Source organism: Pontibacterium sp., from assembly GCF_041587635.1.
Lineage (GTDB): Bacteria > Pseudomonadota > Gammaproteobacteria > Pseudomonadales > Balneatricaceae > Pontibacterium.
This window is the reverse complement of record NZ_JBFGYC010000062.1, coordinates 1-11,918: the sequence shown is the minus strand read 5'-3', so window position 1 is coordinate 11,918 and position 11,918 is coordinate 1. Positions and strand designations below refer to the sequence as shown.

Here is an 11,918-nt window from a genome sequence, read left to right as displayed (position 1 = left end):
GCTGTTGATCTTGATGGGCGATGTGCACTACATCTAGCTGCCCAGGCAGGTTCTCTAGAAGCAGTCAAGTTGTGCCTCATGTATGGCAGCGAGGTAGGCCAGTTTCCGTTGTGTCGCATGATCAGCGATACCAGGTCGATATTCTGGATATCTAGCTTGCTGACATGCAGTTTACCCAAGCCTAGAGCCGCATCGATGTTCAGGCCTTTCAGTGGCTCAACCGGGATGATCTTCTCTTTGGAATAACGCTCGCCCGTGCTGGCCTGCTGTGCTTCAGCTGGCTGCTCTTTTGCCGGAGGCATGTAACGATCAGCATTCAGGCTGTCACCTTTCAGCGTTAGCTTGATGCCCCCGCTGGCCAGATTAAAGGCTGCGTTACCCTTAAACGTGGTGTCGTCCAGTTTCAGTGTCAGTGCCTTAGCGGTGACTGTGTTCGCTGGTCCGCCCAGCTCAGTCGACAAACTGATCGCTTTTAGGACATCCGGATCAGTGGTTTCAATCGCAGGCTGACCCAGAGTCCCCAGCAGTTTCTGCAGATCAAAAGGTGCAACATCAACCGCACCGCTGATCGCCGGTTTTGCAAAATCGTTCACCGCCAGTTTACCGCTCAATGCCAGATTGGCGATCGCGACTTTCAGGTTTTCCAGCGCGACAGCCTGTTTTGCCGCATCGGCAGTGATATCGGCCGCCAGTGTCAGTGTCAGCGGTTTACCGCCGGTTGCTTCGCCCTGAACGGTAATGGAGCTGTTCAGCTTCTTCGCCCAGTACTGCTGTTTGGCGAGGTTAAAGCGCACATTACTATCCAGCTTGGAGCTGACCGTCATCGCCGGTTGTGCGGAACCATTGGCATATTGTTCTGCACTGAAGCTGAGAGTCAGAGGAAATGCGACATCATCCTGCACCTTGCCGGTGGTCAGGTTGAGGTCTTTCACCAAGGCTTTGCTGCCCGCTTTTTTGTCTTCGAAACTCAGGTTGCCGTTGGTCACGGCGATGCTGTCGATATCCAGAGAAATTGCGGTCCCACCTGCGGATTCTGCGGCGTTCGGCTGTTCAGCCGATGTTTCTGCTTTATCAGGGGAGGAGGCAGGTGCCCAGTTGTTCGTGCTACCGTCCTGCACCAAATTCAGATTCAGACCGTCAACCACAACGCTGCTCATCTGTACCTGGCCGCTCAACAGTGCAGGGATACGCACCGATACCTGCGCTTTGTTCAGCGTGGCGAGCTGGGGTTGGTTTGGATATTTAACGCTGATCTGGCCGATCTCAAGACCGAGCCAGGGAAAGACAGACCAACCGATGTCGCCACCGATGTCTAGCTCGACACCGCCTTTTTCAAGCGCGACTTTTTCGATCTCGCCTTTGTATTCATTCGGGTCAAAGAAAATACCCAGAATGGCACCGCCCGCGACGATCAGTACGATCACCAGCGCAACGAGGCCTGCTACAAGTTTCATCAGCGTTTTCATGAATGCCTCCTTGGCACAGTCGTATAAGTCGCATGTTAAACAGATGAGAAAGGGCTGTCATGCGTTTGACTGTGAGGTTTTTGCAGATCTTAGGTTTCAGCATAGATGCAGAAGATCGGCATCGGCGGGGATTGGTTGTATAATGGTCGTTTTTTACGAACATCTCGGAGAGCAACATGGCTGAGCGTCGCGCCACGGTATCCCGTGACACGCTGGAAACCCAGATCACAGTATCCATCAACCTGGACGGAACCGGCGAATTTAAAGCCGATACGGGTGTCCCGTTTCTGGAACATATGATGGATCAGATCGCCCGTCATGGTCTGATCGATCTTGAGGTGAACGCCAAGGGCGATACTCACATCGATGATCACCATACGGTAGAAGATATCGGTATCACTTTGGGTCAGGCCTTTAAACAGGCTGTTGGCGACAAAAAAGGGATCGTCCGTTACGGCCATGCGTATGTGCCGTTGGATGAAGCCCTGTCTCGTGTGGTCATCGATTTCTCCGGTCGTCCGGGCCTCGATTTCAAATGTGATTTCACCCGCGCCACCATTGGTCGTCTGGATACCCAGCTGTTCTGGGAGTTCTTCCAGGGCTTTGTGAATCACGCCGGTGTGACCCTGCATATCGACAACATCAAAGGGTTTAACGCGCACCATCAGGCGGAAACCATCTTTAAAGCATTTGGTCGCGCACTGCGTATGGCGTTGGAGATCGATAGTCGCGCCGCAAACATGATGCCTTCTACCAAAGGAACTCTGTAAACGATGGCAACCGTTGCAGTAATTGATTATGGCATGGGCAACCTGCACTCCGTTTCCAAAGCGTTGGAACACGTAGCGCCGGGTGTTGAAGTAATTGTCACTGCCGATCCGGAAAAAGTCCGTAACGCTGATCGAGTGATCCTGCCGGGTGTCGGTGCGATCCGTGATTGTATGGCTGAAATTCGTCGTTTGGGTGTGGACAAAGAGGTGGCTGAAGCGATCGCTTCGGGTAAACCTTTCCTCGGCATCTGCGTTGGATATCAGGCGTTGATGCAGTCCTCCGAAGAAAACGGAGGCGTTGAGTGCCTGTCTCACTTTGAGGGTGAGGTGAAGTACTTTGGCGATGATCTGTCAGAAGACGGAGAGCGCTTGAAAGTGCCGCATATGGGTTGGAATGAGGTCTATCACAACGATCACCCGCTGTGGGAAGGGATCGAAGACGGTAGCCGTTTCTACTTTGTACACAGCTACCACGTACAGGTTGAGCAGCGTGATCTGGTTGCAGCCACCTGCCGTTACGGTGTGGACTTTGATGTGGCGATTGCACGTGAGAATGCCTTTGCGGTGCAGTTCCACCCGGAGAAAAGCTCCAAAGTGGGCCTGCAGCTGCTGAAAAACTTCCTCAATTGGGATGGCAAACTGTAAAACCATTCAGGTTTACAGTGTTCTAAATGATTGCGCCGGTCTGGTTCTTTTCAGTGACCAGACTGGCAATACAGAATAGGTAACAACATGGCTCTGGCAAAACGTATTATCCCTTGTCTGGACGTGGAAAACGGTCGCGTCGTAAAGGGTGTACAGTTTTTAGATATTCGTGACGCCGGTGATCCGGTTGAAGTCGCAAAGCGCTATGACGAACAGGGCGCGGATGAGATCACTTTCCTTGATATCACCGCTACCCACGAAGGCCGCGACACCATGGTTCACACTGTGGAGAAAATGGCCTCACAGGTCTTTATCCCACTGACTGTTGGCGGTGGTATCCGTACCTGTGACGATATCCGCACCATGCTTAATGCCGGTGCAGACAAAGTATCCATCAACAGTGCAGCCGTCTTTAACCCTGAATTCGTGCGCGAAGCCGCGGATCGTTTTGGCTCTCAGTGCATCGTGGTTGCCATCGATGCCAAAAAAGTCAGCCAGCCGGGCGAAGAAGACAAGTGGGAGATCTTCACCCACGGCGGTCGCAAGCCAACCGGTCTGGACGCGGTTGAATGGGCGAAGAAAATGGTTGATTTGGGTGCCGGTGAAATCCTGCTGACCTCTATGGATCAGGATGGCGTTAAGAACGGCTACGATCTCGGCGTAACGCGCGCGATCAGCGAAGCTGTTAACGTACCGGTTATCGCATCAGGTGGCGTAGGCAATCTGGACCACCTGGTTGAAGGCTGTATCAAAGGCAAGGCGGATGCGGTGCTGGCGGCGTCGATCTTCCACTTCAACGAATACACCGTACCTGAAGCCAAGCAGTACATGCGTGACAAAGGTATCGAAGTGCGCCTGTAGTCTGCACTGTTAAGATCCAATTAAAACCGCTGCGGGGAAACCCGCAGCGGTTTTTTTATGTCAGACTTTTGTAGTAGAGTCGAAGTCTACTTTGCTGAAGGAACAGTTATGAAGTCCGGCGTTTCGATCCCCGTTTTCCTTATCTCTTTGCTGATTGCAGTGCCTGTGCACGCAGTGTCTGTGCGCACCTCGACAGTTGAGGAGTTGGCGTTTTTTGTGGAGCAGAGCGCTCCGGCCAAGGTGATCAATTACGATCACAGTTTACTTAGCGCGCAGATTGAAGGTCGGGTACTGGAGGTGGCTGTGCGGGTGGGGGATCAAGTTGCGGAAGGGCAAACGCTGGTGCGTCTGGAATGCAGCGATTATGAGTACATCCGCACTCAGGCGTCATCCGCAGTGGCTGCGCTGGATGCGCGTTTGCAACTGGCGCGGCAGCAGCTCAAGCGGGCGGAAAAATTGCTTAAGCAACGTAATGCATCGCAAGAGTTACGTGATCAGCGTCGGGCAGAATTGAGCGCATTGCAGGCGGAACGCAGGAGTGCAGAGGCAGCGGTGAGCAATGCCAAATTGAAAGTGTCCCGTTGTAAAATCAAGGCTCCGTTTGCAGGTACGGTGACGGAGCGGCCTGCGATGCTGGGCAGTCTGGCCTCCGTGGGAACACCATTAGTGAAAGTGTTGAGTGGCACTCAGCCGGAAGTCTCCTCCCAAGTGCCTGCCGCTATGTTGGCCTCGTTACAGCAGGCCAGTGTTCTATATCTGCAGAGCGATAAGATCAGCTACCCATTGGAAGTCAGGGTGCAACTACCGTTGGTGAATTCCAGTACACGTACGCGTGAGGTGCGTCTGAACTTTACTGATCAGGCCGCATTGACGGGTGCGAGTGGCCGCATCGTCTGGCGGAGCCGGGGTGTACAGATACCGGCGCAATATGCGGTGAAGCGTAACGATGTATTAGGTCTGATGATCTGGCAGCAGGGTGTTGTGCAGTTTTTGCCATTGCCGAATGCATTGGAAGGTCAGGCGCTTCAGGTTGATCTGCCTGCTGAGGCGCAGGTGATCATCGAAGGTCAGCACGGTGTACAGAACGGTGATCGTGTAGAGCGTTTGGAGCCGGCTGATGCTGCAACGACTGCTGAATAACCATGTCCTGGCCAACCTGACTTTTGCGTTAGTGTTGGTGATCGGGTTTATCGCCTACAACATGCTGCCCCGACAGCAAGATCCCACTATCAACTTCAACTGGATTGCGATTACCACCATTCTGCCGGGTGCATCTGCTCAGGATGTGGAGCAACGGGTGACGCTGCCGCTGGAAGATGCGATCCGCAATATCCCGGATATGCGGTTTGTCTCGTCGAACTCGCGTGAAAACGTATCCAGCTTGCTGGTGCGTTTTGAGGATATTGATGAGGATACCTTTGATAAACACCTGACAGATCTGCGGCGTGAAATTCAGAATGCTGAAAGCGAGTTGCCTAATGCAGCGCTGGATTCCTATGTTTTGGAGTTGACCAGTTCCAGCTCCTTCCCCAGCGCAACGCTGGCTGTCGTCGCCTCAGAAGATGGTGAAAACCTGCGCGTGCAGGCACGTAATATCGAAAAAGATCTGGAGAAGCTAAAAGGCGTTGATCGGGTCGACCCCGTGGGGTTGGATGAACCCGAGATTCAGGTGAACTTTGATCCACAGCTCACGCAGGCGTTGGGGATCAGTCCGGTGCAGTTGGCGGATACGGTCCGTCAGTGGTTTCAGGATATCAGCGCCGGTAGCGTGAACGTGGGTCAGCAAGCATGGCTGGTCAGGCTGGCAGGACGGGATGCCGATCCTGATGCGGTGAAAAAGCTACCGCTGGTTGGCATGAATGGTGAGATCGAACTGGACCGTGTGGCTGAAGTGACCTGGGGGCGAGAGAAAGCCCGGCAGGATGCCAGTGTAGATGGGCGTCCGGCGATCGTGATGCCGATCATGAAGAAAGACAACGCCAACACCATTGAGCTGGTTGGCCGAATCAAAACCTACATCGATCAACGCAATCAGTTAAAAGATGTGACGGGCGTGGAGTTGGTGCTGATCGACGATCAGACCACCATGACCGAACAGGCGATCAGCCTGATGCAGAATAATGCACTGATTGGTTTGATGTTGGTGTTGGCGGTTGCCTGGCTATTTCTCGGCGCGCGGATTGCGATTTTGACGGCGATTGGCATCCCGTTCATTCTGGCCGGAACCTTCTGGGTGCTGTGGATGACGGGGGAGACCCTCAACGTCACGGTCCTGCTGGGCGTGGTGATCGTGCTGGGGATGCTGGTGGATGATGCCGTTGTGGTAGTTGAGGCGATCTACTATCGATTACAACAGGGCGAGAAACCGCTGGATGCGGCCATCGCTGCGTTAGGTGAAGTGGGGCGGCCGGTGACCACGGCGGTGTTGACAACAATGGCGGCATTTCTGCCGCTGATGCTACTGCCGGGCATTATGGGCGACTTTATGCGTGTGATTCCGATGGTGGTAACCATCGCGTTGGCGATCAGTCTGATTGAAGCGTTCTGGATGTTGCCCGCACACGTTGTCGTCGCCAAAATCAGTTTTGATAAGCCGACCCGTTCGCAACGTCTGCGTGAAAACCTGACGCGGAAGGTGCAGATCTTTTACATCCGGTTTTTGATCAAAGCGATCCGTCGACCGCTGATTACACTGTTGCTGATCTTGCTGTTCTGTATGTCCGCGTTCAGCTTGCTGGTGACCGGCAAGATTAAGATGGATTACTTTGCGTCTGACCCGTTACGGATCTTCTACGTCAATGTGGAGATGCCGGCGGGTACCCCGTTGCAGCAGAGCCTGGAAAAAGTGCAGGAGATCGAAGCGCAGGTACGTCAGCATCTTAACGATGAAGATGTGCGTGCCGTGACGGTGTATGCCGGTCAGATGTTTACCGAAACCGAACCGTTTTTTGGTGAGCATTACGGACAGGTGTTGGTGGGGCTGAAACCCAAAACGCCAGAAAATCGTTCGGTTGATAGTCTGATCGACGCGATGCGCGCCGATGTGAACATGGTCCCGGGACCGATGAATACCTCCTTCCTACGATTAGCGGGCGGGCCTCCCACGTCAAAACCGATCAGCGTAAAAGTCCGCGGCGATGAATACGCTGAGATTCGTGCCGCGGCGGATGCACTTAAAGGTTTTCTGATGACACAGGGAGACATTACCGATATCACCGACGATGCTGGTGGTGGCCGTCTGACTCTGAATATGTCACCAAACTATGATGCGATCACCCGTGCAGGGTTAATGCCGTCCGAAGTGATGCGTTCGGTGCAGTTGCTGGTGGATGGTGAGATCGTCGCGGACATGCAGCATGAAGGGGAAAAGGTCGAAGTGCGGGTGCGGGCTAAACCGGTCCCTCTGGCGGAGATCGATCAGTTGCTGCAGGCGCAGATTCCAACTCCGGCGGGCGACCTTGTTTCCCTGTCCGAACTGGTCCATTTCCAGCGTGACAGCAGCCTCGGCAATATTCGGCACTATAACTTCCGTCGGGCGATTACCGTTGAAGCTGACATTGTTGAAGGAGGGATGGATACGGTCACCGCTAACCAGCTGTTGTTGGATGAATGGGATCGGACCTATCGTCAGCGTTTCCCTAATATCGATCTGGATATGACCGGTGAGCTGGATGACATTCAGGAGAGTATCGATTCTATCGGTGTCTTGTTCCTGTTTGGTCTGGGCCTGATGTATCTGATTTTGGGGACTCAGTTCAGCAGTTACTGGCAGCCATTGATGATTTTGGTGACAGTACCGATGGCCTTTACCGGTGTGTTGATTGGCTTACTGATCACCCAGAATCCGCTGAGCCTGTTTACCCTGTATGGCATCGTGGCCTTGGCGGGGATCGCTGTTAATGCTGCGATTGTGCTGATATCTGCGGCGAACGCGCGTCTGGACGCCGGAATGAGTTTGTTGCACTCAACACTCTATGCGGCCCGTCGTCGAGTGATTCCAATTCTGATCACCTCACTGACGACGATTGCAGGGTTGTTCTCGCTCGCAACAGGGTTGGGTGGGCATTCTCTGATCTGGGGGCCGGTGGCGACCGCGATTGTGAGTGGCTTGGTGTTCTCCACAGTACTGACGTTGATCGTGGTGCCGGTGTTGTACCGTTTAAGTATGGCGCGGGCTGCCCGTGCAAAACATGCGCTGCGAACAGCTGAGCTGAATCATGTGTCGCATTAAATTGTCTGAGCCGCCGTGTGTTTTAGTGGAATTGGTCTACGCTGGCATAAGTTATGTGTGCACTCATCCTGGCTGACAGGTTTGAGTGCCATTCTGAACAATACTGGGAGAGGCTGTATGGATATGGAAAATAATCGCCTGCTGATGCAGTTAGATAAATACCGCCGCGAGATAAATCGTGAAGTGCTGAACCCGGAAATTCCGGACCTGGCACTGGAAGATCTTAAGCCGATGCTGGGTATGGTCGCCAGTGCGCGGGTGCAGTACATCTCTGAACTGCTTGAAATTTCGAAGCTGTCGGGTGATAGCTTGCCGACGCCGGAACAGATTCGGCAACTGAAAGTCTGCCGTGAAACTTATGATGAGTTGGTGGCCGCTGCAAACGCGTTAGAGACCGTTATCCAGCGTGGTTATCTGGACGTAAAAAGTAGCTGAAGGTTTACCTGCGCAGGGACGTTGTATTGGTCCCTGCGAAAACCTGTTTGAGAAGAGGTCGCTTAAAACTCGTAGCTGAGTTCCAGGTTATAGCGCCGTTCGCCTTTATCACCACCATTAAGGTGCTGCTCTACGGCCAATTCCAGTTCAAAACCGGGCATCGGTGCTTCATATTCCAGCTTAAGCTGAGCGATCCAGCGCTCATCGTCGTCCCAGATCCAGTTTGTCTCGTCATCGGCACGTTCTGCGTCCAGCTCTCTCTGCCAAAACGGTCCGGTGGTGAGTTCCCAGCCATCGTACGGCGTAAGCCAACTGAGAAACAGACCTGTTTCGTACTGCTGCTCCATTTCGGCTTCTTGGATGTTATCGCGTTTATCGTCGTGCCAGAGATTCAGGCGTTCCTGCTTATATTCCACGAACGGGTGCAGATAGATGCCAGGCCAGTGGGTGGAATATTCACCTTTAGCCTCTACCGACCACTCGTAACCCTTTAGATCGCCGCTGCGGGCTTTGGCGTCTTCGTGGAGTTGATTCGCGCCGTAGGATACGTGCAAATAGCGATCATAGCGTGCTTTCAGTATCCAGCGATCGGCTCCCAGTACTTTGCCTGTATCGTAGCGCAAGCCCAGGCCGGCATACGTGATCCGTTCAAACTCGGTGCGGGTTTTGTCTTTCTTCAGGCTGCCATCGTCTTTCAACTGCAGGTCGCGGTCTTTGGTGCGCTTAAACAGGTGACCAACACGCCCGATATATTCGAGTTCCGGGAGCGTGCTTTCAACGGTGTAGGTAAGCAGGGTTTCCAGCTCGGATTTACGTTTCTGCTTAACTTTACGTTTATCAAAGTCACCGGAGCTATCGTATGTGGTGTTATCGGAGCGTGCACCGTCGGTGTATTTCAGGTCGGTTTTGAGCTCCCATTGTCCGGCGGTCGCCGTTGAGGTGAGCAGACAGGCACTGCATAACAGCAACAGTGTGTCAGAGTGGTTCATATACAGATTCCTTGTCCAGGATGTGGGTAAGTTGCTCTAGTGGCGCAGGCTTGGCAAAGAGATAGCCCTGACCGTAATGACCACCGCGACTTTGCAAGAACTGTTGCTGGATTGGGGTTTCAATCCCTTCAGAGATGGTTTCGATACCCAGTGAGTGAGCCAGCGTGATAATGGTTTCTACGACCTGATTACCTTCCTGCTGGGTGATATCCGTGATGAAACTACGGTCGATCTTCAGGCCATCAATGGGCAGGCTATGCAGATAACTCAAGGATGAGTAGCCGGTGCCAAAGTCATCAATCCAGATATCGGCACCGGTATCTTTCCAGTCGTAGAGAATATCGGCGCAGGACTGAATATTCTCCATCATGCTGGTTTCGGTAAGTTCCAGATGCAATGTATGTGCGGGTAAGGCGTAGCTGCTGATGATCTGATGGATCTTGTCGCGAATAGATTGTTCCTTCAGCGCGGCACCCGAGATATTCACCGACAACTTAAAGTAAGATCGGCGAGGCAATAGGTGATTCGTCAGATCTTTGCAGGCTCGTTCCAATGTCCATAACGTGAGCGGCAGAATCAGGTCGGTTTTTTCAATCAGTGGGATAAAGCTATCCGGGGGAATGTTGCCTTTTTCCGGATGGTGCCAGCGGATCAATGCTTCTGCTCCCAGAATTTCGCCGGACTGAAGGTCAACAATAGGCTGATACGCCAGGTGCAGATCGTTACGAGCCATCGCATCGCGCACACCTTGCTGTATCAGCATCTTACTGATCACCGCGGTGTTCATATCGGGCTTGAAGAAACGGTGGCGTTTACGGCCGGAGTGTTTGGCCGCATACATGGCAATATCCGCTTGTTTGAGCAGCTCGGTGACTGTACTGCCGTGTTCGGGATAAAGTGTAATCCCTACGCTGGCGGAGACGTTATAGCGGCGGTCTTCGATGGTGAAACTGTTGTCGAGCCGGTCGGCGATCTGAGTGGCTATGCGATCGATCTGCTGCAGGTCGGCATATGCGGGTAGCAGTAAGACAAATTCATCGCCCCCAAGGCGGGATAGAAGAAGGCTTTCAGGCACCGGGAAATCGAGCTCGTCGACCAACGAGGCAACCAGATTGCTCAGACGATGTGCAGCCTGAATCAATAGCTTGTCCCCCACCTCATGCCCGGCAACATCGTTCACTTGCTTAAAGTGGTCCAGATCGATAAATAGCACCGCAACATGACTATCGTGGCGCTCAGCCCAGTGAATCAATTTGCTCAGTTCTTCGTTGAACATTCGACGATTGGGTAACTGGGTGAGAGGATCGTGATAGGCCAGCTGTTCAACCTGTCGCTGTGAGTGGTTGATTGAATCCTTCATCTCTTCCAGAGCTTCGCCCAGTAGTCCGAATTCATCATCGCGTTCCAGTTGGAAACGGATCTGCTTCTCACCACCGGCATACGCCCGGCAGCGTTCGGCCAGGCTTTTTACCGGAGCCAGCAGGTGCTGTGACAACATAAAAATAATCGCCGTTGCGATGACCAGCAAGACTGCGATGATCGACAGGGAGGTCACCAGAATATTACTACGCAGCTGGTTTTCCTGAATTTCCAGATCGGCGCTCAGGTTTTGAATGTCCGACTCGGCGTCTTTATAGGTAATGGCTAATCGAAGCGCAGCAAAGGTGGTGCCACCCGATTTAATGGGCTGGGCGATGTGGATAAAACGGCCAATTTTCTGGGTTTCTTTTGTCAGGTTCGCCACCAGACCCGGCGGCAAAAACTCGCTCACGGGCTGACCGTAGGTTTGTAATTCGTGCGAACCGTCATGGATGATCAGGCCTTCCTGATCGTAAATGTAGATATACGCGATATTGCTCTGTTCGGTTAGCGCTTCAAGTTGTTCCTGAATCGCACTGAAATCCAGATTGTATACGGCCGTATCGAGATTATTTGTCACCGTTGTGGCGACTAATTCGGCATCGCGGATCAGTTGCTGCTCTACTGCGGTCGTCAGGTGTTGCTGACCTGCATTTATGGATTCTCGGGCATAGTGCTCAAGGTAATAGAGATTCACCAGCAGCACACAACAACTGACAAATGCAGTCATTGCGGCTAGTAATATGCCGTAGCGCGTTGCGAGCGAGTGCTTCATTTGTCCCACGCTCGGCTGGTAGCGTAGATTTCATTCAGCAGCTCGGGTACTTCGGCGGTCAGTGGTTCAAAGCCGTCCGTTTTTTCATAGCGAGAGAGCAGCTTGCCATGACTTTCCATCGACATGCTAAGCAGCAGTGTCTTAAGTGCCTGCGCCCGCTCGTCAGAAAGTTTAGGGCTGACCAGCTCCAGTGCCCGGGGATAGGGTGCAGACCGAAAGATGATGCGTAGCTGTGATTTCAATGCATCGGGTACCCGTCCCGGGTTTTCCCAGTCGCCGTCATTGAGTGCGCCAGCATCGACTAACCGTTTGTGGACCCAGAGTAAGTTATTTTTTTCGTTGCGGCTGAACAGGTAATTGATTTTATCGGCTGCAACTGGCGCTTTT

General features: G+C 53.0%; 10 protein-coding genes and 1 pseudogene. 7 read left to right on the top strand and 4 right to left on the bottom strand.

Annotation, left to right across the window (positions count from 1 at the left end):
* Positions 1-246: hypothetical protein (locus ABYW01_RS05445; RefSeq protein WP_372831490.1), on the top strand; the 246-nt coding region annotated here is incomplete at its 5' end.
* Here ABYW01_RS05445 and ABYW01_RS05440 read toward each other — a convergent pair.
* Positions 195-1,454 (bottom strand): annotated as a pseudogene (locus tag ABYW01_RS05440) (AsmA family protein); the annotation flags it as partial. The gene ABYW01_RS05445 and the pseudogene ABYW01_RS05440 overlap by 52 nt on opposite strands.
* Positions 1,455-1,642: 188 nt before the next feature.
* Here ABYW01_RS05440 and hisB point away from each other — a divergent pair.
* From hisB to ABYW01_RS05410, 6 genes are all read left to right on the top strand, one after another.
* Positions 1,643-2,236 carry an imidazoleglycerol-phosphate dehydratase HisB gene (hisB, locus tag ABYW01_RS05435; protein WP_372831489.1) on the top strand — a complete coding sequence of 198 codons (594 nt, stop codon included), beginning with the start codon at positions 1,643-1,645 and terminating at the stop codon, positions 2,234-2,236.
* Positions 2,237-2,239: 3 nt separating this feature from the next.
* A complete protein-coding gene (gene hisH, locus ABYW01_RS05430) occupies positions 2,240-2,881 on the top strand; it encodes an imidazole glycerol phosphate synthase subunit HisH (protein ID WP_372831488.1) in 642 nt (213 codons plus the stop codon).
* Between the two features lie 87 nt (positions 2,882-2,968).
* On the top strand, positions 2,969-3,742 hold the full coding sequence (gene hisF / locus ABYW01_RS05425) for an imidazole glycerol phosphate synthase subunit HisF (RefSeq protein ID WP_372831487.1): 774 nt from the start codon (positions 2,969-2,971) through the stop codon (positions 3,740-3,742).
* Between the two features lie 108 nt (positions 3,743-3,850).
* Positions 3,851-4,882, top strand: coding sequence for an efflux RND transporter periplasmic adaptor subunit (locus ABYW01_RS05420; protein ID WP_372831486.1), 1,032 nt, complete (start codon positions 3,851-3,853; stop codon positions 4,880-4,882).
* Complete coding sequence (locus ABYW01_RS05415) at positions 4,860-7,973, top strand: efflux RND transporter permease subunit (protein WP_372831485.1); 3,114 nt, start codon at positions 4,860-4,862, stop codon at positions 7,971-7,973. Before ABYW01_RS05420 ends, ABYW01_RS05415 begins: the two co-directional genes overlap by 23 nt.
* Before the next feature lie 117 nt (positions 7,974-8,090).
* Positions 8,091-8,408, top strand: a complete 318-nt coding sequence (locus ABYW01_RS05410) for a hypothetical protein (RefSeq protein WP_372831484.1) — start codon at positions 8,091-8,093, stop codon at positions 8,406-8,408.
* A gap of 62 nt (positions 8,409-8,470) precedes the next feature.
* Here the strand turns inward: ABYW01_RS05410 and ABYW01_RS05405 are convergent, their stop codons facing one another.
* The 3 genes from ABYW01_RS05405 to ABYW01_RS05395 form a co-directional block, all read right to left on the bottom strand.
* The gene (locus ABYW01_RS05405; protein WP_372831483.1) at positions 8,471-9,397 is read right to left on the bottom strand and encodes a hypothetical protein; all 927 of its coding nucleotides are present in this window, start codon (positions 9,395-9,397) and stop codon (positions 8,471-8,473) included.
* Positions 9,384-11,531, bottom strand: a complete 2,148-nt coding sequence (locus ABYW01_RS05400) for a putative bifunctional diguanylate cyclase/phosphodiesterase (protein WP_372831482.1) — start codon at positions 11,529-11,531, stop codon at positions 9,384-9,386. The genes ABYW01_RS05405 and ABYW01_RS05400 overlap by 14 nt, the downstream gene beginning before the upstream one ends.
* On the bottom strand, positions 11,528-11,918 hold a 391-nt coding region (locus ABYW01_RS05395; protein WP_372831481.1), incomplete at its 5' end, for a PhnD/SsuA/transferrin family substrate-binding protein. The genes ABYW01_RS05400 and ABYW01_RS05395, both read right to left, overlap by 4 nt.